20 protein-coding genes and 1 pseudogene are annotated in these 20,193 nt (G+C 59.0%); all 21 read right to left on the minus strand.

Annotated features, from left to right (window positions below; genetic code table 11):
- Window positions 1-369: 369 nt before the first annotated feature.
- Complete coding sequence (locus ACJ8PE_RS02900) at window positions 370-705, minus strand: T6SS amidase immunity protein Tai4 family protein (RefSeq protein WP_232094294.1); 336 nt, start codon at window positions 703-705, stop codon at window positions 370-372.
- Between the two features lie 69 nt (window positions 706-774).
- Entirely contained in the window at window positions 775-1,122 is a 348-nt protein-coding gene (locus tag ACJ8PE_RS02905; protein ID WP_232095065.1) for a T6SS amidase immunity protein Tai4 family protein, read from the minus strand.
- Between the two features lie 19 nt (window positions 1,123-1,141).
- Window positions 1,142-1,600: a T6SS amidase immunity protein Tai4 family protein gene (locus ACJ8PE_RS02910; RefSeq protein WP_016927257.1), complete on the minus strand. Its 459-nt coding sequence runs from the start codon at window positions 1,598-1,600 to the stop codon at window positions 1,142-1,144.
- Entirely contained in the window at window positions 1,597-2,100 is a 504-nt protein-coding gene (locus tag ACJ8PE_RS02915) for a type VI secretion system amidase effector protein Tae4 (protein WP_071525932.1), read from the minus strand. The genes ACJ8PE_RS02910 and ACJ8PE_RS02915 overlap by 4 nt, the downstream gene beginning before the upstream one ends.
- Before the next feature lie 51 nt (window positions 2,101-2,151).
- Window positions 2,152-2,634, minus strand: coding sequence for an Hcp family type VI secretion system effector (locus ACJ8PE_RS02920; RefSeq protein WP_004934962.1), 483 nt, complete (start codon window positions 2,632-2,634; stop codon window positions 2,152-2,154).
- 195 nt (window positions 2,635-2,829) lie between these two features.
- Window positions 2,830-3,093: pseudogene (locus ACJ8PE_RS02925) on the minus strand (T6SS amidase immunity protein Tai4 family protein); the annotation flags it as partial.
- A 56-nt stretch (window positions 3,094-3,149) separates the two neighbouring features.
- Window positions 3,150-3,641 carry a T6SS effector amidase Tae4 family protein gene (locus ACJ8PE_RS02930; protein ID WP_047574721.1) on the minus strand — a complete coding sequence of 164 codons (492 nt, stop codon included), beginning with the start codon at window positions 3,639-3,641 and terminating at the stop codon, window positions 3,150-3,152.
- A complete protein-coding gene (locus ACJ8PE_RS02935) occupies window positions 3,638-4,021 on the minus strand; it encodes a Rap1a/Tai family immunity protein (protein ID WP_047574724.1) in 384 nt (127 codons plus the stop codon). Before ACJ8PE_RS02935 ends, ACJ8PE_RS02930 begins: the two co-directional genes overlap by 4 nt.
- A gap of 67 nt (window positions 4,022-4,088) precedes the next feature.
- Window positions 4,089-5,594, minus strand: a complete 1,506-nt coding sequence (tssC, locus tag ACJ8PE_RS02940; protein WP_004934958.1) for a type VI secretion system contractile sheath large subunit — start codon at window positions 5,592-5,594, stop codon at window positions 4,089-4,091.
- Between the two features lie 3 nt (window positions 5,595-5,597).
- A complete protein-coding gene (gene tssB / locus ACJ8PE_RS02945) occupies window positions 5,598-6,134 on the minus strand; it encodes a type VI secretion system contractile sheath small subunit (protein ID WP_015378282.1) in 537 nt (178 codons plus the stop codon).
- Window positions 6,135-6,256: 122 nt separating this feature from the next.
- Window positions 6,257-7,288, minus strand: coding sequence for a type VI secretion system protein TssA (gene tssA, locus ACJ8PE_RS02950; RefSeq protein WP_197793620.1), 1,032 nt, complete (start codon window positions 7,286-7,288; stop codon window positions 6,257-6,259).
- Window positions 7,289-7,311: 23 nt separating this feature from the next.
- Entirely contained in the window at window positions 7,312-8,031 is a 720-nt protein-coding gene (gene tagF, locus ACJ8PE_RS02955) for a type VI secretion system-associated protein TagF (RefSeq protein WP_033643553.1), read from the minus strand.
- Between the two features lie 18 nt (window positions 8,032-8,049).
- Entirely contained in the window at window positions 8,050-11,688 is a 3,639-nt protein-coding gene (gene tssM / locus ACJ8PE_RS02960) for a type VI secretion system membrane subunit TssM (RefSeq protein ID WP_404768850.1), read from the minus strand.
- The gene (locus ACJ8PE_RS02965; RefSeq protein ID WP_049272050.1) at window positions 11,688-12,890 is read right to left on the minus strand and encodes a DotU family type VI secretion system protein; all 1,203 of its coding nucleotides are present in this window, start codon (window positions 12,888-12,890) and stop codon (window positions 11,688-11,690) included. The genes tssM and ACJ8PE_RS02965 overlap by 1 nt, the downstream gene beginning before the upstream one ends.
- 21 nt (window positions 12,891-12,911) lie before the next feature.
- Window positions 12,912-14,258, minus strand: coding sequence for a type VI secretion system baseplate subunit TssK (gene tssK / locus ACJ8PE_RS02970; protein WP_197793622.1), 1,347 nt, complete (start codon window positions 14,256-14,258; stop codon window positions 12,912-12,914).
- 40 nt (window positions 14,259-14,298) lie between these two features.
- Window positions 14,299-14,829 (minus strand): type VI secretion system lipoprotein TssJ, encoded by a 531-nt coding sequence (gene tssJ, locus ACJ8PE_RS02975; protein ID WP_033643551.1) that lies wholly within the window; start codon window positions 14,827-14,829, stop codon window positions 14,299-14,301.
- 29 nt (window positions 14,830-14,858) lie between these two features.
- Complete coding sequence (gene tagV / locus ACJ8PE_RS02980) at window positions 14,859-15,359, minus strand: type VI secretion system accessory protein TagV (RefSeq protein WP_033643550.1); 501 nt, start codon at window positions 15,357-15,359, stop codon at window positions 14,859-14,861.
- 48 nt (window positions 15,360-15,407) lie between these two features.
- Entirely contained in the window at window positions 15,408-15,800 is a 393-nt protein-coding gene (locus ACJ8PE_RS02985; protein ID WP_033643549.1) for a DUF4150 domain-containing protein, read from the minus strand.
- Between the two features lie 17 nt (window positions 15,801-15,817).
- Complete coding sequence (locus ACJ8PE_RS02990; RefSeq protein ID WP_197761962.1) at window positions 15,818-16,453, minus strand: DUF3540 domain-containing protein; 636 nt, start codon at window positions 16,451-16,453, stop codon at window positions 15,818-15,820.
- A 30-nt stretch (window positions 16,454-16,483) separates the two neighbouring features.
- Window positions 16,484-17,551: a pentapeptide repeat-containing protein gene (locus ACJ8PE_RS02995; RefSeq protein ID WP_197793624.1), complete on the minus strand. Its 1,068-nt coding sequence runs from the start codon at window positions 17,549-17,551 to the stop codon at window positions 16,484-16,486.
- Complete coding sequence (locus ACJ8PE_RS03000; RefSeq protein WP_089191942.1) at window positions 17,548-20,094, minus strand: DUF2169 family type VI secretion system accessory protein; 2,547 nt, start codon at window positions 20,092-20,094, stop codon at window positions 17,548-17,550. Before ACJ8PE_RS03000 ends, ACJ8PE_RS02995 begins: the two co-directional genes overlap by 4 nt.
- Between the last annotated feature and the right edge of the window lie 99 nt (window positions 20,095-20,193).

The raw sequence follows: 20,193 nt of genomic DNA on the forward strand, positions 1-20,193 counted from the left end.
TTTTTGGTAGTTGAGTTAAGTAGATAAAGGTGAACATCAAACTGCCGTAGTGAATAGAGTCATAGTTATCGTTGCCTATTGGGTAGAAGAGATTAAGAAAATCATTTCCGTATGCAAAAATTGAGAGCTGTAGGACTCCCATAACAACAACAATGAGACAGTTGAAAACAAACAATGGATAATTGTGTTTGCGTGCCGATATTTTTTTTAAGTAATATAATGCCACTAAAATTATGAGTGACAATGAAAAGTAGGAAAATAAGAATCCATATGAGTAAGTTGATAGCGTGACGTCTGGAGTCATGTTAATAATCAATAAATTTACTTGAGTTGAAAGCTTTATGAAATTGAGTTCGATAATCCTGACTATTACTTAGAGTAACGTTCAAAGATGGCTTTAGCATCACTGGAGCTTTGCAGTGAAAGGCAATCTAAAATATGATAACTTCCTTTAACTGAGCCTTGGCTATTTTTATTGGCGTACTGTTCAGCCAGCTTTTCGCCTTGTTCGAATGCATCCATCGGCAGTTTACTCAATTCTAAATAGGCGGAAGCGGAACGGAAGGCGTCTTGCTTGGTTTTTTCTGAGTCAGTGGACTTCCCAATGCAGCGGCTGACTAACCAATTTTTATATAGTGCCTCTTGCGATAAAATATTGAGTGAGTTTTCAGCAAGGGCTACATGGCTTCCGAGCAGCAGAGACATTAAAAAGTACGTGTATCTTCTCATCCGAGATAACCTTTGATATGAGCCGTCGTTTGAGCAACTCTGATATCAGCTGTCGTCTTTCCCTTGGTACTTCTTGATGATGGCTTGCAACGCTTGGCTATGTACAAGATCGATGCACTTTGCCATCGTCATCGGCTCCCCTGACATACTGTCATAGGGCTTTGCCAGAAATTCTTTTGCCAGCGCCCTGACGGCGGTATGCGCCTCCAGAGAATAATTGCCGAACTCCATATAACCCCGAGCAGCGGCGGCGGCATCGTTTTTGACTTCTTTTGCTGAGTACCCCTCGGCGATGCAAACGCTAAGCGCGTAGTTTTTGAGGTACTCGGCAGGGGAATAGTCAATTTCTGTCGCTGCATTGACGTTCAACGTTGCGGCGATGGCCACAGTCAGTGAGATTTTTTTTCACTGATTATTTCCGAGGAGGATTTTCATTTACTCTGTCCGGATTGTCTTTCACCCAATTATCATTAGGGCGCTGTACATAATCTTTCGCAAGTTTATCAAGCTCTTCACTATGGTACATATCCATGCACTTCATTAAGTCTAAGCGGCTTTTCCCATCCTTAGCATTGTAATTCTTTTGCAAATACTGCTTTGTCAGCTTGATGATAGGGGATTCTTCATCACGAATTGCATAGTATGACCAAGCATCGATACCATTCGATGAGGCAATTGCATCTTTGCTAGCCTCTGGTGATGTCTTATAAGCGACGGAAATGCAGTAGGTCAGAGCAATATCCTTGTAGTTTTGCAAATAGTTTCGGTACGCCGCTTGCGGTGGCCACTTTTCAATGGGTTCTTCTTGGTTTTTCTGTGCTATAGCACAAGTAGCATATATACAAAGAAAAGAGATAAGGATTTTTTTCATCTCAATACCCAAAAGTTAGCGTAATTTGTTGTATAGCGAGCTTCTGGTTCATTGAAATAACAATGATCATAACAATCGCCGTTCCCATTCCAAAGCGTAGCATGTCCTCCAGCATCGCTCCAACCTGCAATTTCAAACAGTATGATCCCTTTCTTTCCGGCTAATTCACCACCACCTGGAGGAGGGAATTTGACTCGAAGGTCGGGTTTGCCCCAGATCTTTGTCAGATAAGCGATAAGATCTTTAACTCTAAAAAAATACCATTGACGATCGGCGCCTGATACGGTCTGATCTTTTACATAAGGAATGGGGAAGCCAGATTTATTCAAGATGTAGCTCATACGCACAGCGCAGGTGTTTTCCCACTTTCCATTGGGCGCAATATTCATGGCGACACGCCCGCCGATAATCTTGGCAACATTTTGAGCTGAATATTGCGCGTTATATATTTTAGTGCTTGCAGCCCATGCGGCTGAAAAAATGGGGCGATTATTATTCATTGTTATTTCCCTATATTAATCCCCCCGGCCGTAACCGGGGGGGCATGCAGATTAAGCTTCGCGGTTTTCCTTGATGTTCCAACCTGCGCTGCTTTCGGCGCCTTTGCCGCCTTTGTCGCTCTGCTCCCAGTACTGCTGTTTCACTTTCGCCGCCTGGAAGGAGTAGGTGACGCCCACGGTGTCTTCGCCGCCTGCACCGGTGTACTGCACGGCGGTGACCAGCACGTCTTCCAGGGTGATTTTTGCGTATTCAACCTGGGTGCCGCCCGCCTTGCAAACCGACAGCTCAATCTTGGTCAGGTGTTTGCCGCTTGAGCAGTGTTTCAGCAAGGCCGGGGTTGACTTGTCGATCAGCGCGTTGACGTGCAGATCGTTGAAGCACACTTTACCGGCGCCACCGCCGCCGCCAACGCCCATATTGCCCGGTTGAGAAGCGCCCCAGGAGAAAGAAGTAATGTCGGTCCAGCCTTTGTGATTCGAATCTTTGGATTCGCCGCTGGCACCTTCAACTTTCAGGAACATATCAATAGCCATAGTTTCTTCACTCTTTATTAAGGGTTAACAGTAGTATTAACGTTACGTTGAAAAACTCAGGTAATAGCAGCAGGAATTGCAAGTGTGGTAATGCATTACCAATTTATATCCTTGTGCCATGCACCTTCTTAAATACCGAAAACTATCGGTACGGGTTACCGAGCCACTATTAAGTGCTAATGGCTCAATGCTTGATTATTTCGCGTTATCTTGATTCCACGTGCGATCTGGATTGCCTGCAATGAGCTGTCGGGAAAGCTTGTCCAATTCCGGACTATGGTACAACCGCAGGCAGTTTAAGGTGACACCTTGACTCTTGCCTTTGGTTTCACTGTGAAAATCATTGACTCTGGATTTATATTTGCCGATGAGAGCATTGATTTTCTCATCACCTGATTCGATATCGAATGGCATCCATTCTCTCATCGCATTCGCCGTTCTGGCTGCATCAAGAGAGAATGCCTTATATGCAGTTAAACCAAACCTCATGCTTTTACTGGCCAGCCGATGGAACACTAGCTTAATTCCCAAAACCAGACTTCTTTGCAGTTAAAATAGCAATGGGAATGGCAGGTTAATAGCGAGTTTTCTGGTTCGATAAGATCAATGTGTCCGCCATCATAGTTGGTGATCTTATTGAAGAACACGACGCCTTTTTTATTGCCAATACCTTTCTCTGCATCTGGAGCATTAAAGAAAATTTTGGCTTTGCCAAAACTACTGGAGCGATGCAACTGATCGGCCAGCAGTTTGGCTCCAGGTTCAATCGTTTTACCCTTATAGGTGCCTTTTTTGATTGGCAGGCGGCCTTTGAAGCTGATACCGGTTTTCAACAGCGCCAGGCTCATGCGGACGGCACAGGTATTGGCATAACCAGGGTTTTGCTTTAGAAGCGTATCAAGCTCATAACCAATCTCGGCGTAAACGGCTTCTGCTGCCAAATATCCCGGGCTAGAGTAATCAGAGGAGTAATGGCTGCTTTTTAGCTGACGATATAAAGGTTTCATGCTTTGCCTCCTTTGCAGGGGAAGCGAGTCGCCAGAGCCTCTTCAATCAGGGGGGCAGCCCTTTCGTGCAGGCGCGCAGCGGGAAGTTTATTAAAGAATTCGAACACAAACTCCTGCAGAGTGACGGTTTGTAGCTGGCTGTATTGGCACCAGCTTTTTCCTTCCGTCGCGTCCAGCACGCCCAGCAAATAAATTCGCGCTTTCTCTTTTTCCTGTTTATCTGTACTGCGATAGAAACGGAAAAAGTCGCTGCCTGGCAGATTGACATCATCGGACGTCAAATGCGCTATCGATGTCTGCTCTGCGAAAGCTGGCGGCGCGGCGGAGAGCGAGCAGACGACTGCCAACAGCGATGCCAGATAAAACCGCTTTGTCTTCATCTTTCTTTCCCTGTGATGAGGTTAATGTATCAGCCAGGCCGCACTATCGCGGCCTGACTTCAGTCCATCAGGACGCGTCGTTTTGTTTCAGCGAAGGCAGCTTCGACACCAGGCGCAGGGAGACGGTCAGGCCTTCCAGCTGGTAGTGCGGGCGCAGGAAGAACTTGGCGCTGTAGTAGCCCGGGTTGTCTTCGATCTCTTCCACCTGCACTTCCGCCGCGGCCAGCGGTTTGCGCGACTTGGTTTCCTGCGATGAGTTGGCCGGATCGCCGTCCACGTAGTTCATGATCCAGTCGTTCAGCCAGCGTTCCATGTCGTCGCGCTCGCGGAAGGAGCCAATTTTGTCGCGCACGATGCACTTCAGGTAGTGCGCGAAGCGGCAGCAGGCGAACAGGTATGGCAGGCGCGCGGAAAGCTGGGCGTTGGCGGAGGCGTCGGCGTCGTAATATTCCGCCGGCTTCTGCAGCGACTGCGCGCCGATAAAGGCGGCGAAGTCAGAGTTTTTGCGGTGCACCAGCGGCATAAAGCCGTTTTTGGCCAGCTCGGCTTCGCGACGATCGCTGATGGCGATCTCGGTCGGGCACTTCATGTCCACGCCGCCGTCGTCGCTCGGGAAGGTATGGCACGGCAGGTTCTCCACCGCGCCGCCGGATTCCACCCCGCGAATGGCGGTGCACCAACCGAACTCTTTGAACGAACGGTTGATGTTGGCGGCCATGGCGTAGGCGGCGTTGGTCCAGGTGTAGTTGCCGTGGGTCGCGCCGTCGGTATCTTCTTCGAAGTCAAACTCGTCCACCGGATTGGTGCGGATGCCATACGGCAGGCGCGCCAGGAAGCGCGGCATCACCAGGCCCAGGTAGCGCGCGTCTTCCGATTCGCGCAGGCTGCGCCAGGCGGCGTATTCGGTGTTCTGGAAAATCTTGGTCAGATCGCGCGGGTTGGAGAGCTCCTGCCAGGACTCCATCTGCATCACGCTTGGCGCGGTGCCGGCGATGAACGGGCAGTGCGAGGCGGCGCCGATCTTGGCCATTTCACCCAGCAGCTCCACGTCCTGCGGGCTGTGATCGAAGTAGTAGTCGCCCACCAGGCAGCCGAAGGGCTCGCCGCCGAACTGGCCATACTCTTCTTCGTAGATTTTCTTGAAGATCGGGCTCTGATCCCAGCCCACGCCTTTGTAACGCTTCAGCGTGCGGCCCAGCTCCTGCTTGGAAATGCTCATGAAACGGATCTTCAGCATCTCGTCGGTTTCAGAGTTGTTGACCAGGTAGTGCAGGCCGTGCCACGCGCCTTCCAGCTTCTGGAAATCGTCGTGGTGTATGATCTGGTTGATCTGCTGCGACAGCTTTTCGTCGATTTCCGCGATCAGCGCCTGGATGGTGCGGTAGGCGTCGGAAGAAACGGTGACGGTATTTTCCAGCGCCTGCTGCGCCAGAGTTTTCACCGCGTTCTCAACCGCTTCTTTGGCCTGATCGGTCTTCGGCCGGAACTCTTTGTTCAACAGCGCGCTGAACTCATCGCTGGAAAAAGTCTCGGTGGTTTGCAACGCATTCTGTTGCTGAGGCGAGTTGCTCATCGATTAATCCTCACGCTCGTTGTTGTCATCGTTAACCGCCGGCTTCGGCGCGTCGGTCAGGGATTTCAGCAGCGCCGGGTTTTGCAGGATCTTGGAGATCAGCTCCTCGGCGCCGTTTTTACCGTCCATGTAGGACAGCAGGTTGGAAAGCTGGGTGCGGGCGTCCAGCAGATTGTCCAGCGCGTCGACCTTGCGGGCGATAGCGGCGGGGGAGAAGTCTTCCATGCTTTCGAAGGTCAGATCGATGTTCAGCTTGCCTTCGCCGGTCAGGGTATTGTCAACCTGATAAGCGACGCGCGGCTTCAGCGATTTCATGCGCTCGTCGAAGTTGTCGACGTCGATTTCCATGAACTTGCGCTCCTCCACGCTGGCTTGCGGATCGACCGCTTTCCCCACCAGATCCGCCATCACGCCCATCACGAACGGCAGCTGGATTTTGCGCTCTGCGCCATAAATTTCGACATCGTATTCAATCTGTACGCGCGGCGCGCGGTTGCGGGCGATGAATTTCTGCCCGCTGCGGGATTTCGAGTTTGACATGATTTACTCCATCTAATGGCGATTGGGAACGCGCCTCGTCCGGCTGGGAGAGTCAGGTTCTGATTCGGGTCTGCGCAGGGGCAGACGGTATCGGGTGTCGTCAAGAGAACAAAAGTCGGCGGCTAGCTGTTCTCCTCGTTGTCGGGGCGACCGAGAATGGTCTCCAGTTGGTTAAGCCCATCGGGCGCCAAATCGCGGACGATTTGCATAAAGTCCAGCGTAATCAGTCGCTGTACCCGATCGATCATCAGCGGCGCCGGGTGGCTTGGCTCATGAAGACGAAAATAGTTTTTCACCTTGTCCAGCATCAGTTGGGCGTCGTCGCGCGACTGGATCTGCGCGCTGCGCCAGTTGAGTGGGGCAGAGGCGCTCTGCACGGCGACCGGTGGCTGCTCAGCGGCGGTTTCCTGTGTGGCGTCCGCTTCGGTGGCGGCCGGGGCCTCGCTCTGGCTGGCAAGCGCCACCAGCGAAAAGACCTTGGTCAGCGCGCTCATTTCCGGCAGCGCGCTTTCACCCAGATGGCGGGTGACTTCGCTGCGAATGGCGGCCAGGGTGTTGGCGATATGCATCACCAGCGCGCCTTCGGGGCGATCCTGTTGCGCCAGCTCATCCTGCAGCCGTGCGCGGCCGCCGGGAAAGTTGGGGCACTCTTGCTTGCTGCCGTCGAGCAGGGCGCCGGCATCGCGCAGCGAGATTTCACCGGCGGCGCTTTTCAGCAGCGGCGCGGCGCGCACGCTGGCGGCCAGCGCGGCCTTGTCGCCAAGGTCGGCCAGCGCGTTGATGCGGAACAGCGGGTCGGCCTCGCCGTCGAACTCCAGCGGCGGCTGCAGGGCATCCCAGTAGCGGAGTATCGCCTGGTGGATCAGCGTCAGCCCGTCGGCATAGCCCGGCAATCCGCGCAGCTGGGTCCAGGCGCGGGTGAGATACAGCATGACGCGCAGGTCTTTGGTGCGCGCCAGCAGCGAGCTTGCGAGACGCTCGACCTGCACCCAATCCGGCGCTTCTTCCGGAATGATGGTGCTGCCGAATTGCTGTTCGGCTTTGCCGGTGGCGGCGCGCGCCATGGCCAGAAAGTCGGCGTCGTATTCCAGGTTGTCGCCGCAGGGCGTGTCCGCGTCAACCGGGGCCAGCAGGGTATCGGTGTCGATAGCCATAAGATTTCCTTCAACGAGCGATGTTAATCAAACATTTGCGGGTACTGGCCGCCGCGGCCGGGGCGCGCCCAGCCGTTGGGTTCGAACAGCAATGAAAACAGCTGCACGGTGAGGTTGCCGCTGTGCACGTGGGTGTAGAGCGGGTGCCCGTCGGCCTGATTGGTCCACCAAAAGCTGGTGTACTGCGCCGGATCGAAACAGTCGGCGGCCTGCTGCCAGCCGAGGCCCGGTACGTCCGGATGCTGGAAACCGATAATCGACAAGATCTCGGAGTCCGCTTCCGCCGGCGGGCTGGGCAGCGCCGGGATCGCCTGCAGCGTGCGGTCGATCTGTTCGGCGGAGAAGCCGTTGCGCACGCCGTTCAGCAGGGTATGGCCGAGCTGTTGGTACCAGCTCGCCGCCATGTTCAGCTGTTGCGGGCGCCAATCCTGTTGGCTGAACAGGCGCAGCGCGCAGATGGGGTAACGCCGCCCGACGCGGTCGCGCGCCGGCAACAGGCAGCCCATCTGCACGTACTGGCTGCCGAGCGTGGCGGGGATCACGAAGTTCCACACCGGCGCGTTGCTGAACGGGTGATCGTTTGGCCCCTGCGCATCGCGCTGCAAATTCACCAGCCCGTTATGGAACCAGTGGGCCCAGTTGTTGACCACCGGGTCAGGCAAACGGCGTTGCAGGAAGTCACCGGCGGAAGGAAGTTTGCCGTACCAGCCGATGCTCGTCGGGGCGCTTGAATCAGTGCTCATGGTCATGTCCTTTCGGGGCTACGGGCACGAGAAGGCCGGCAGTTGGAACGGATTGCGAATGCTGTTGGGCGTGAACTCCAGCGTGACGCGGTGGCCGTCGAGATTGAACGTCGCCTGACGACCGAGGCCGCCGGTGCCCGAAGACTGCGCCATATCCACCAGGCGGTTCAGCGCCCATGGCCCGCTGGTCACCAGACTGGCGGTGGTGCCGTTGGCCAGCGCCAGCTGCAGATGCACCTGGTTGGTATTGCGGGTGCCCGGCCAGCTGACCACCAGCGGCACCTGCGGGCCGTGGCTGTATTTGAACAGCTGCCCGTCGATATCCAGCGTCAGGTTGAGGATGTCGTTATCCATCCGCACCGGCCGCACGGTCACGCGGTAAGAGGGCGTCGCCGTGCCGTTGGCGAAAAAGGCGTCGCGGATGCGCTGCGCCTGCTGGAACGACCGCAGGATGCCTTCGCCGCCGGGCAGCGTCTTGCCGTCCACGCCGGGCGTGAAACGCCAGTTGGCGCGGGTGGTATCGACCTTGCCCTGCAGGTTGTCGCGGAAGAAGCTGTCCATCAGCCCGCTGTTCGGCGCGAACATGCGCGCCAAATCGTCCGGCGTCACTTCCTGGCGCGCCCGGGCCACCAACGGATAACGCCCGGCGATCGCCTGGCGGCAGAAGCTGCCGACCTCGAAGCTGATGCGCTTTTTCACGTTCTCCATCTCTTTGCGCTGGGTGTCGCTGCTGGCGCCGATCGCCAGCGACAGCAGCATCTGTTTGAACGGCACCGGCAAGCGGCCGGATTCGGCCTGCAGGCGCGGGATGATGTCGCTCGGCGGCGCCGACATGCCGCTGTTGGCCGCGCCTTGCACCGCCGTCAGGTAGCTGTACAGCTCATCGACCTGTTTCAGCACGCTGTCGAAAGGGATCGCCTTATTATTGCCTTCGCCCTGGCTTTGCGCCAGCTCAAGCAGCGGCGCGAAGTGCGCCATCACCAGCTGTTCCGGCTGGGCCGACACGTCGCCGTCGGCGTTGGCCGGCCGGTTGGTGAACAGCGCCTCCAGCGTGCGGTTGGCGTTTTGATTCAGCTTGTCTTCGGTTTTGGCCAGCAGCGAGCGGGAATCGGCGTCGCTTTTCTCGTCGCGCAGGGTGACGTTTTTGCTGACGTTAACCAGCAGATTGCGCATCGGCGACGGATTGCCGGACAGCAGGCGCGCGCTGCTGATGCGCTGGGTCAGGTTGCCGATGTTGGCCAGTTGGATATCGCCCAGCAGCTCATCCCAGGCGCTGATAAAGTCCTGCATGTACAGCTGGCGGATGGTCTTGGTCAGATCGGCGCTTTTCTGCTCCGGCGTCTGGCTGTTCAACACCCAGACGTCTTCCTTGCGCAGGGTATCGGTCACCGGATCGATGTTGTCGTTGAACGTTTTCCAATATCCCTGCGAGGTGAACAGGCCCGGCACGCCGTCGGTCACCGGTTTGCCGCTTTTGCGGCTGAACGCCAGTTCGGTCTGCGGACCGGCCAAATCGACCAGGCTGACCGGCTTGATGTCGGTCTGTTTCAGCAGCAGACGCTTAAGGCGGCCGTAGACGCGTTGCGACAGCGGCGCCCGATTGAGCGCGGCCTGCGCCTGCGCCACCAACGGCTCGTCTTTGGCGTAAGGCGAGGCCTGGATCTGCGTATCCAGCAGTTGGCTCAGGTGCCATTCGATCTGCTGCAGCTGTTTTTGGGTGCTGCCCTGCGGCAGGTTGCGCTGCAGGTTGAGCATCACCCAGGCGCGCAGGAATTTGCCGTCGTACTGCTTCGGCAGATACAGCATCTGGTAGGCCTTCAAAGCTTCATAGCTGAAGTCCGCGTCGCCGTGGTTATCGTTGCGCAGCGTGGTGGCGATCTGTTGCGCCACCTGCGGCAGCAGCAGCTCTTTCAGCGCTTTTTGATACAGGGCATTGCCGGCGTCACCGACCTGATCGCCGCGGAACAGCCCCATGCGGTAAGTGAACGGCGGATCGTCCAGCGAAAAGTTCTGGCTGTCCGGCAGGTGCAGCAGGCTGTTGAGGAACGGCAGCAGCGAGAACATGTCGCCGTTGCCCACCTGCGTCAGGTTTTGCCCCTGGCGCTCGACGCCGGGCACCTTGGCGGCCACTTCCGCCAGGTAGGCCTTGTTGTTGCCGTAGCTGGTGAACCAGAGCATCGCCAGCACCGCCAGGACCACCGCCAGCGCGATGTAACCCGCCCAGTGCAGGGCGCGGTTGCGGTACTCCCACCAGCGGTTGCTGCCCGCCAGCCCGGACTCCTGGAAGATCACCGATTCCAGCGTCTCTTTCAGGAAGAAGCTCTGGCCCTTGGCCGCCGGGATCGGCGTTTCCTGGCCCACGCTGTCCCAGGCCGCGTTGGCCTGCGCCCCTGAGTTGGCCGGCGGCAGCTGCAGGTAGCGGTTCAGTTCGCCCATCACCCGGTCAAACGGCAGACCTTCCTGAGTGCCGCTGGTGAAGTAGATGCCGCGCGGGGTAAAGCGGGTTTCAAAACTGGAGGTGGCGAACACCTGTTCCAGATAGTGGCCGAGCAGCGGGCGCAGCGCGGCGAACTCCTGCGGGAACAGGTAGCTTTCGGCGCGTTGGCGCGCATCGTGCTCCATCAGTAGCGTATCCGGCAGCGCCGCATCCAGCCGTTGTTGCAGCAGGGCGTATTGTTGTTCGAAGGCGGCGTTCAGGTTGAAGTCCGGCTGCCGCGAGCGCTCGTAAGGGAAGGTGAATCCCCAGATCTGGTCGCGCTGCGCTTTGTCGAAGCTACCGAAATAGGCCATAAAGCCGTTGAGCAGGTCGGTTTTGGTCACCAGCACATAGACCGGGAAGTGAATGCCCAGCTGTTCGTGCAGTTCTATCAGGCGTTTGCGCAGCGCGCTGGCCTGCGCGGCGCGCGCTTCCGCGCTGTCGCTCAGCAGATCGGCGACGCTGATGGTGACCATCACGCCGTTGATCGGCTGGCGGGTGCGATATTTTTTCAGCAGCGCGACGAAGCTTTGCCATTCGCCGGCGTCTTCTTCGCGCTGGCTTTCCTGGGTGGTGTAGCGGCCGGCGGTGTCGAGCAGCACTGCGTCGTTGGTAAACCACCAGTCGCAGTTGCGGGTGCCGCCCACGCCGCGCAGCGCGGACTTGCCGAAGCGATCCGCCAGCGGAAAATGCAGGCCGGAGTTGACCAGCGCGGTAGTTTTACCGGCGCCGGGCGCGCCGATGATCACATACCACGGCAGCTGATACAGATATTGGCGGCTGAAGCGGGTCATCCAGCGATGTTTGCCGTCGCCCTGGCCCGGGGCGAAGCGCGCCTTTTTCAACAGCTGCGCCGCTTCGTCGAAACGCTGGGCCAGCGGATCGTCTGGTTTGATCTCGGGCTTGCCGTCTTCCGCCGGCACCGCTTCGGCGGCGCGCAGATTGCTCAGCAGACGGCTGTTGAACCAGGCGCTGTAGAGGCGCGGGATCAGGCGGCACAGGAACCAAATCAGGTAGATAGCGCCGATGGCGATCTGGCGGTTGAGTTCCGGCTCCAGCGGGCGATAGTCACCGATGGCGACCAGCGGGCCGATCGTCCAGATGATGAACGCCAGCGCGGTGATGCCGACAAAGCCCCACAGCAGGCGGCTGGTGATGATGGAGAATAACGTACTGAGCATTACTTTCCGGTTCCTTGCGGCAAGCCGTTGATTTCCGCCTGGGTATTTTCCGGGGCGACCAACAGCGTAATTTCTACCCGGCGGTTCAACGCGCGGTTCACTTTGTTATCGTTCGGCGCGACGGGGTTGCTCTCGCCGCGGCCCTCGGCCTTGACCCGCTGCGGGTTGGCGAGGTGTTTTTGCAAGCGGGCGCTGACCGCTTCGGCGCGCGCCAGCGACAGCTCCCAGTTGGAGGCGAAGCGGGCGCTGCGGATCGGCACGTTGTCGCTGTAGCCGGTGACCAGGATTTTGCCGCTGACGCCGTTCATGGCGGCGGCGATGCGGTCGATGACCGGAATATAGTTGGCACGCACCGTGGTGGCGGCGGAGTCGAACAGCCCGTCGCCTTTGAGGATCACCACGCTTTGCTGCGCTTCGTCGCGCACCACCACCAATCCTTCGGCGATCTCTTTGCGCAGGAAACTTTTCAGGCTCAGCGTCGGCGGCGCGGCCGGCGCCGGATTACCGATCGCCACCTGCGGCAGGTTGGTTTGGTAAATCGCCGCCAGCACCGGGCTGGTGTTGTCGCCAAGCCGCCAGTTGAGGGCGATAAACAGCAGCGAAGCCAGGAAGCCGGTCAGCGCCACGCAGGCCCACAGCGGCACCAGCGGACGCCACAGTTTCTGTTGTACCGGCAGATCCAACGCATGAGGCGACAGGGGCGGGGCGTAGCCGCCGCGCACCGACCGAATCAGCTGCAGCAGGCGCTGCTTCATGGTCTCCAACTGCGAGCGGCCGTTTTCCATCACCCGGTAGCGGCCTTCAAAGCCCAGCAGCAGGCAATAATTGATCAGCTCCAGCAGATTGATGTGCTCGCGCGGGCTCTGCGACAGCTTGGCCAGCAGCTGGAAGAACTTCTCGCCGCCCCAGGTTTCGTTATGGAAGGTCACCAGCAGCCCGCTGCCGGACCACACGCTGTTGCTGCCCCAGGGGGTCAGCGCCGCCGCTTCATCCAGCGCGGTGCACAGACAATAACGCGCGCCGATGATCACTTCGTACGGCAGGTTGGCGCGTTGGCCGCGGATCTCGAAGCGGCGCATTTCGTCGATCAGCTGTTGGCGCAGCTGCGCCGGGTTGGCGTGCGTGGCCGATTGGCGGATCTGCGAAATGGCGTTCAGCAGTGGGTTGGCGGCGTCCACCAGCGGGTTGGCCGCCGGCGCCATGCTATTTTCCTGAGTCATAGGTTACCGGTCCGTATGGCTGCGAATCGCCCAAAATTCCATGTCCAGCCCCGGAAATTCGCCGGCCAGGTGCAGGGCGAAGGCGCTGGATTTTTCCATCTGTTTCCACAGGTCGCCGCCTTTTTCCAGCTCGAAATAGGTGTAGCCGGCGTGATAAGGGATCTGACGCGGCGCGACGGGCATGGTGCGCAGACCGATGCCCGGCAGCTGCAGCTGCACCAGATCGCGGATGCGCGTGACCGGGGCGATCTTCATCTGCGCCGGGAAGTGGGTCAGCAACACCTCGGCGGCCACGTCGGCGCGCACCGCCAGCACGAAGCCGAAGTCGCGCATCATTTTGGCGTCTTGCACGGTGGCGACGTTCAGCCCGTGGGAGCGCTCGACCAGCGTCAGCTGAATGGCGTTGTCCTCCAGCACCACCGACAGGCCCTGACGCAGCAACAGCATCACCTTGCCGAAGCACAGCGCCAGATTGTCGTGGTCATACACCGGCAGGCGGCCTTCCGGGGTGCGCTGCGCCGAGAAGCTGGCGAGTTCGGTGGCGAACTGCAGCCAATCGGCGAACAGGCGCTCCGGGTGCAGATGGTCGAGGTGGTAGGCATGGCTCACCTGACCGAGATGGCGGTTGATCAGCTGCAGCAGCATGAAATCGACCATTTCGGAACTGCCGCCGCGGCCCGGTTGCAGCAGGCGTTGACTCATCTGCTGGCTGCGCTGTTGCAGCAGCCCCTGCAGATCGTTGATGAAGGTCTTCAGTACCGGGTTGCCCTGACAGTTCAGCATCGGCGGGATTTGCGCCGTATCGAGACGCAGGCTGTTGTCGCCGCGCTTTTCCAGCACGCGGGTGACGCCGAGCGCCGTCCATTCGGCGTTCAGCTCGCTCTCCAGCATCAGCCGCAGGCGCAGGCGACCGAATTGCAAGGCCGCGCTGCCCACCGAGACGGCGTTGAGATCGTCGACTTCGGTCTCGTAAGCCAGATAGCGCGCCAGCGCTTCCGGGCTTTCCTGAAAGATCACGTCTTCACGCCCCACGCGATAGGTCGGCAGAGCCAGCACCACGTTTTCACCGGTCTTGTTGTCGGCGATGGCCAGCGGCGCGGGCGCCTGCTGGGCGCCGGAGAAGCGAAACGGCGTGCCGTCGGGCATGATGCCGCTGGCGGCGTTGAGCGCGATCTTGCCCTGGCGCAGCAGCGTTTGGTCCAGATCCAGGGTGAGAAATCCCCAGAAACAGCCGCTGTGGGCCTGGCCCCAGTTGCGCATATAGCCTTCGAGATAGTTTTCCGCCTGCTGGAAATGGTGAGGGCGCAAAAACATCCCCTCAGTCCAGACAACCTTATGAGCATCTTTCATCATCACACCTATAGTTACTTCGCTTCAGCGCAGCGGTAGGTCAGTCGACCTTTTTTACGGGGCGCAGGCCACTCACGCCCGCGACGATATGCGCTTCCAGCTCATCCGGCGAGAATTGCCATACCTTGTAGAAATTGGTTTCGGTGGGTTCCGGCAGCGGCAGTGAAATGCGCCAGGTCTTGCCGTCCAGATTTTGATATTCGGCGATCACGCCGATGTAACGTGCGTCCAATGTGCTTTGCCCACCGAGCTTTTTGCCGGTCTGGCCCGGCGTCAGGAAGAACTGATCGCTGTCCAGCAGGCTGTTGCCGAGCACGCTTTTGGCGTCGTTCTGCAGACTGAAAAAGTCGGCTTCCATGAATTCCGCATCCGAGCGCAGCAGCAGCACGCGAATTTTGATCGGCGCCGGTTGCGCGCCGGCGGCGGCGTTGACCTGGCGGTCAGCGTCGAAGACCAGGCTGTAACGCGCCGGCACGCTTTTCGCGGAAGACATGCAGCCGCCGAGCGCCAGCGCGCCCAGCAGCAGAAACAGCATCCCGCACCAGCGGGAAGCGATAGGGGTCGTCGTCATGGGAATCTCGTCGCCCGCAGGCGTGCTGACTACTGGAGGATCCAGGTGGCTGAGCCGGCGTTTTTGCACGCCTTGCTGTCGCCGCCGACTTTAACGCAGTCCTGCTTGGCGGCGCGCGCGCGGCGCGGCAGATCTTTGCGCAGCGTCGCTTTGTAGCGCGCTTCCGGCACGCCGGCGTTGGCCTGGATATACCCCACCAGATCGCCGCCGCGGATGGCGGAGATCGCCAGCCAGTTGTTTTCCACTTCGCCCAGCGCGTAGAACGCGGCGGCGTTGTCCAGGCTGCCGACGGCGGTGCCGGTATAATTCGGGCTGCTCATGATGCTGGCGGCGTACAGGCTGCGGTACTCCTCACCGATCGGTTTGAACTGTTTCGGCGCGCTCACCGCGGCGCGGTGCTTTAGCGTGACGCCGTTGACTTCACTGCTGACGATGGCGTCGTTATTGAGCGCCGGCGGCGGTGGCGGTGGGGTGGAGCAACCGGCAAGCGTCAGGGCGGTCAACAGCGTCAGGGTAATCCGTGTTTTCACAATGTCCTCTTTTTCTTGATTGAATGGCTGTGTAATAAAGCGCCGTCATCAGGGCGCAAGCAGCAACACTTTTAATTGGCTCGGCACGATGCGCATGCCGAGCGCGTTGGTGGAGTTCTGCAGGCTGAGGCTGGTCAGCCGGGTGGCCGGGGTGCCTTTGAGCAGCACGGTAAAGGCGCCGGTCAGGTGGCGGGACGGCCCCATCACCGTGCCGGAAGCGACGCCGGTGGCCACGCCGGGGTTGTCGCCGTTGGTCAGGGGCGTCACCGTCGCCATGTTGTGCGCCGGGGTGCCGACGAACAGAATGTTGAACGCGTTCGGGATGGCGGTCGGCGCCAGGGCGATATCCGGGTAGGGAATGGGCACCGGCGCCGGGCTTGGCGTCAGACAGACGTCGGGAAACGCCAGGTCCACGCCGATCATTTGGCTGTTGGCAAACATAAAAGGCCTCCGCAAGGTTATCCGACGTGGATCTGTTCCGAATCGAGCTTGGTGATGTCTTTCGAGGTAATCAGCGTGTTGCGAGCATGAATGCGGGCGTAATCTTCCGCCTGATAATCCAGCTGCCCGGCGCGCACGTGCTCGGTCTGGCGCACTTTGCGAAACAGCGAGTGGCTGATCTGGCTGACCGAATGCCACAGTGACTCGCAGCGTTTGCCGACCAGGCGGCTGATGCTGACGAAAGCCGAGAACTCTTCGCCGCTGTATTTCATCTTGTCGACGTGGCAGTCGCCGCTGTTCGCTTGCAGGGTCATGGCGTCGCCGCTCAGGTTCAGCGCCTGCGCGCCGTGCAGCGACAGCGAGCCGTGCAGCGTTTCAATGTGCAGATCGCCTTCGACGCTCAGCCGCGCCGCGTTTTGCGGTTCCGCGCGCTCGAGGACGGCGATCGCCCACAGTTGGTGGCCGCAACCGGCGACCAGCACGCTATCGCCGAGGGCCGGCGTCAGCAGGCAGCTGGCCGCACGGCGGCAATGCCAGCCGCGGCCTTCACATTCCACCACCAGGCTGCCGTCCGGCAACAAGTTGACGACCTGGCCGGCGGCCTGCTGGGGCGGCGCGATGTTGACGGCGCGAGTAGTGTTGACAACGCTCATGGTGATCCCCTCGTGAAGTGGTCAATACGTTCAAATGCGGCTCTGGCGCTGTGCGCTCCAGATTTCGGCGGTGTACAGCTCTTCGTCGCGCTCGAGAATGCCGCTGCGGTCGCCCCAGCGCGTTTGCTGCTGGTGGGCGCGGTGCATGCGGGTGCGCATGAAGCGCGCACGCCGAAAATCGGCGGCGCCGATGTCGGCATAACAAAAATCGGCGTAGGTCAGGTCGCTGTCGCTGAAATCACAGCGCGCCGCGCGGCTGTGCTGGAACACGCCCTGATACAGACGCGCCTGGTTGAAGTTGGCAGCGTCCAGCGTCGCTTCGCTGAAAATCGCCTGATCGAACTGCCCGCTGCGGCACTGCGCCTGAGTCAGGTTGGCCTCCAGCCACAGCGACTGCTGCGCCTGCACGCCCGTCAGGTTGGCGCGCCGCAGCGAAGCGCCCTTGAAGTTGCTTTGGCGCAGCGTCGCCTGGCTGAAATCGACGTCGTCCAATTGGTTATCGGTAAACTGGCAGGCGATCAGGCGCTGCCCGGCGTAACTTTTGCCGCGGTGGTCGCATTCGAAAAACGTGACGCGGTCGAAATCTGCCCCTGCAAATTCTGTGTTACAGAGGGTTAAGCGAAAAAACGTGACAAGTGAAAGCCGCGCATGCTCCAACGTAGCGCCGTCGAGCGGGCTTTCGTAAAACGTGGTGCGATCGTGCTGAGTGGCGGAAAAGTTCGCGCCGGCCAATTGGCATGACATCCAGTGGCTTTGGGTGAGCGGCAGACGGCTGAAATCACCCTGTTCAAGCCGGCAATCGTTGAACATCGTCAGCTCGATATGACTCTCACTGAAGCGGCTGGCGGACATGGCGCACTGATTGAAGGCCGTTTGCTTGAGATTCGCCCGAGTAAACAGAGCGTGCTCGAGCCGGCAATCGCTGAATACGCTGTCGCGCAGATCGCAATCGGAGAAGTCCACGCCGTTCAGGTTCAGGGCGTTGAACATTGCGCCGGCCAAATCCATACCCGCGAATGACAGGCCGTGCAAATCCTCACCGGAAATCGGTTCGCCGCGTTTCACACGCTGGCGTATCTGCTCTGGCGTTGAGGTCATACTTCTTTCCCGTTGTGGCGAGGCAATGTTTTCACTCTGGCGGTATAGGCATCGTCGAGCCGGGTCGCCTTGTCCACTTTCGACTGCGACAGATCGGCCCGGAACAGATTGGCGCCCTGCAGGTCGGCGCCTGACAGCACGCACTTTTGCAGGATCGCCGCAATAAAGTTGGCGTCACGCAGGTTGGCGCGCGTCAGATCGCTGCGAATGAACAGGCTGCCGCTGCCGTTGGCCTGATTGAAGTCGGCCTCGTTCAGCCGCGTTTCCGACAGATCGCAATTATTGAGACGCGCACGGCTGAAACTCGCCCGCTGCAACGGCATCTGACGTAAATTGCACTGGTTCAGCGTCGCGTCGCTGAAATCCGCCTGGGGCAACAGCGTCTTTGCCGCAAAAGCGCAGGCCGTCAGGCGCGCGGCGCGGAAGCTGAGGTTTTGCGTTTCGGTATCAACCCAGGCGCAGCTTTCCAGCCGTGCCTGCTCGAATTTCACCGCCAGCAGCCGGCATTTGATGAAGCTGACTTTGTCGAGCCGGGCGTGACTGAATGTCAGTTGCTCCAGCTGCAGCTCCATCAGCGTAATGTTGGCCAACGTGGCGCGGCTGAAATCACACTGTCCGAGCAAGGTTTCGTACCCCAGCAAATCGCGTAAAGACGCCATCGTGAAGTCGCAGCGTTGAAACAACGTTTGTTGAATGTTGGTTTCATGCAGCTGCGCGCCGCCGAAATCCGTCGCTTCGCATTTCGCCAGGGCCAAAGAGGCGTGGCTCAGATCCGCCTGCTGCAAGACGGCACCGCAGAGATCGGCGCGCGCCAGCATTGCCTCGCGAAGGTCACAGCCCACCAACCGGGCTTGGCGCAGATTGGCGTTTTCCAGCAACGTGCCGCGCAAGGTGGCATGGCTGAGGTCCATGCCGGACAGATCGGCGCCGGTGAGGTCCAGGCCGCTGAGATCTTTATCGCGCTGCATGGCCGCGGTGACGCGTTGGCGAATGATCTGTGCCAGATCGCCGCTTAAACGCAGCGCCGGGCTTTGCGCCTGTGCCGACATTAAATACATTTGGTGCAGCGCGCGCTCGCTTTCCCCCAACTGCTTGTCGCTAAACGCGTCGGGGCGTTGACGCGCCTGTTGAAACAGCTGGTCGCGCTGCTGTTGGTAGCTTTCCGCGCCGGAAAGGTCGGCGGGGCCAGGGCCGTCAATATCAATGCCGTTTGCCTGCGCGTCATCGCGGATTTCACGGTAATGCGCTTCAGCGCGCTGTTCCATGCCCTCGACAAACTCGGCCAGCTGATCCAAAGCGGGCATCGGTTCAGCTGGCGGCGCGGCAAACATGTCGTCGATGTCTCGGCCTTCGCGCTGCAGACGTTGGCGGTGTTGTTCGCGTTGGTGATGCTCGTAGGCGGCGATGTTTTCCACCATCGGGCTTTGCTGCGTCGGCGTTTCCGTATCGAGCCACGGGCCGATACAGCACTCCGGCAGCAAATCTTTTTCACGAAAAGCGTGCAGAGCGCCATGCTCTTTATCAAGCCGCCGATCGAGCACCTGCCGATAATGCGCGACGGTGCGGCTTTTACCCTCAATTTCCAGCGCCGGCATGAGCTGCATGACGTCTGCGGCATCGTCTTCATTGATGGGAAGGCTACCCTGGTAGATCAACAGCATTTGTTCTCGATGGGGAAAGAACCACACGGTGGTGTGGCGCATCGCGACTTCCCCGAAATGCGCTTCGCCGCCGCGCAGCCGGTTAATGAAGCAGCGTGCGCGCCACGGCGGTAAACGGCCTTGCTGAACCGGCTCTGAAGGGTGCATGTTCCATATCCGGTAGGCGGCCTGAAGCGGCAAGCTGTCGCGTTGGGGAAACTGCTGATCGCTTTCCGCCATGTTGAACAGGCGCCAGTCGATATCGTTGGCGAAGCCGGGAAAACCGTGTTTCAACCAGTCGGCGTCGTAGTTTTTACCGATGCGTGAGAAGCGGCGCGGCCAGGTGATATCCAACGCGTCAAAGCTTGCCGGCTGCGCGCTTTGCCGAGGAGACGCGAGGCGCTCCTGCAGCGGTTCAACATTGGGTAGGCGATGAATGCGGCCCTGCGGAAATGTTTCTGGAGTGGCGCCGATGCCGTGCGGATTATCGGCGAACTGAGCCCCGCCGTAAGCCCGGCGCCAGTCCAGACGCATTTCTGCAAAAGGGAGAGGAGAGGAGGGGCGATCGTTGATCCAATGACGATCGCCGAAAACCACCAGCGTTTTCTCCAGCGAATCAAGCTGGATCTTCACGGCGCAGGCGGTTTTGTCTTGTTGATGGTGGGTGTAGGCGTTGCCGGTGGCGAGAAACTCCGCACAGGCTTTCGGAATAGCCAAATCGAGCACGCCGCCGCTCAGCGTAAGTTCGTCGGCGGCCAACTGCCACAGCTCCGGTTCGGGGCGCAGGCGCGGGGAAGCCCCCATGTCGGCCAAGGCCAAAATGGAAACGCCCAGATGATTTTGCCCTTGCCAAGAGAAGGGGCGATGAAGCGCGCTCAGGCGCAGAGGTTTTACGACTTTCATTGTGTGTGTAAAGCTTCCTGTGGATATCAGCCGGCAGCCAGGCTGCTTGCTCAAAAACAATCCGTTTTTCGGTTTAATAGATATCAGGCTATGTCACAA

The sequence above is a fragment of the Serratia sp. CY74737 genome, assembly GCF_052166775.1.
Classification (GTDB): Bacteria; Pseudomonadota; Gammaproteobacteria; order Enterobacterales; family Enterobacteriaceae; genus Serratia; species Serratia ureilytica.

What these genes read in the sequence shown, in the direction of transcription:
- ACJ8PE_RS02900 (WP_232094294.1), bottom strand. Translation starts at nt 705, where the DNA reads ATGTCTCTGCTGCTCGGAAGCCATGTAGCCCTTGCTGAAAACTCACTC.
- ACJ8PE_RS02910 (WP_016927257.1), bottom strand. Translation starts at nt 1,600, where the DNA reads ATGAAAAAAATCCTTATCTCTTTTCTTTGTATATATGCTACTTGTGCT.
- ACJ8PE_RS02915 (WP_071525932.1), bottom strand. Translation starts at nt 2,100, where the DNA reads ATGAATAATAATCGCCCCATTTTTTCAGCCGCATGGGCTGCAAGCACT.
- ACJ8PE_RS02920 (WP_004934962.1), bottom strand. Translation starts at nt 2,634, where the DNA reads ATGGCTATTGATATGTTCCTGAAAGTTGAAGGTGCCAGCGGCGAATCC.
- ACJ8PE_RS02930 (WP_047574721.1), bottom strand. Translation starts at nt 3,641, where the DNA reads ATGAAACCTTTATATCGTCAGCTAAAAAGCAGCCATTACTCCTCTGAT.
- ACJ8PE_RS02935 (WP_047574724.1), bottom strand. Translation starts at nt 4,021, where the DNA reads ATGAAGACAAAGCGGTTTTATCTGGCATCGCTGTTGGCAGTCGTCTGC.
- tssC (WP_004934958.1), bottom strand. Translation starts at nt 5,594, where the DNA reads ATGAGCAACTCGCCTCAGCAACAGAATGCGTTGCAAACCACCGAGACT.
- tssB (WP_015378282.1), bottom strand. Translation starts at nt 6,134, where the DNA reads ATGTCAAACTCGAAATCCCGCAGCGGGCAGAAATTCATCGCCCGCAAC.
- tssA (WP_197793620.1), bottom strand. Translation starts at nt 7,288, where the DNA reads ATGGCTATCGACACCGATACCCTGCTGGCCCCGGTTGACGCGGACACG.
- tagF (WP_033643553.1), bottom strand. Translation starts at nt 8,031, where the DNA reads ATGAGCACTGATTCAAGCGCCCCGACGAGCATCGGCTGGTACGGCAAA.
- tssM (WP_404768850.1), bottom strand. Translation starts at nt 11,688, where the DNA reads ATGCTCAGTACGTTATTCTCCATCATCACCAGCCGCCTGCTGTGGGGC.
- ACJ8PE_RS02965 (WP_049272050.1), bottom strand. Translation starts at nt 12,890, where the DNA reads ATGGCGCCGGCGGCCAACCCGCTGGTGGACGCCGCCAACCCACTGCTG.
- tssK (WP_197793622.1), bottom strand. Translation starts at nt 14,258, where the DNA reads ATGAAAGATGCTCATAAGGTTGTCTGGACTGAGGGGATGTTTTTGCGC.
- tssJ (WP_033643551.1), bottom strand. Translation starts at nt 14,829, where the DNA reads ATGACGACGACCCCTATCGCTTCCCGCTGGTGCGGGATGCTGTTTCTG.
- ACJ8PE_RS02985 (WP_033643549.1), bottom strand. Translation starts at nt 15,800, where the DNA reads ATGTTTGCCAACAGCCAAATGATCGGCGTGGACCTGGCGTTTCCCGAC.
- ACJ8PE_RS02990 (WP_197761962.1), bottom strand. Translation starts at nt 16,453, where the DNA reads ATGAGCGTTGTCAACACTACTCGCGCCGTCAACATCGCGCCGCCCCAG.
- ACJ8PE_RS02995 (WP_197793624.1), bottom strand. Translation starts at nt 17,551, where the DNA reads ATGACCTCAACGCCAGAGCAGATACGCCAGCGTGTGAAACGCGGCGAA.
- ACJ8PE_RS03000 (WP_089191942.1), bottom strand. Translation starts at nt 20,094, where the DNA reads ATGAAAGTCGTAAAACCTCTGCGCCTGAGCGCGCTTCATCGCCCCTTC.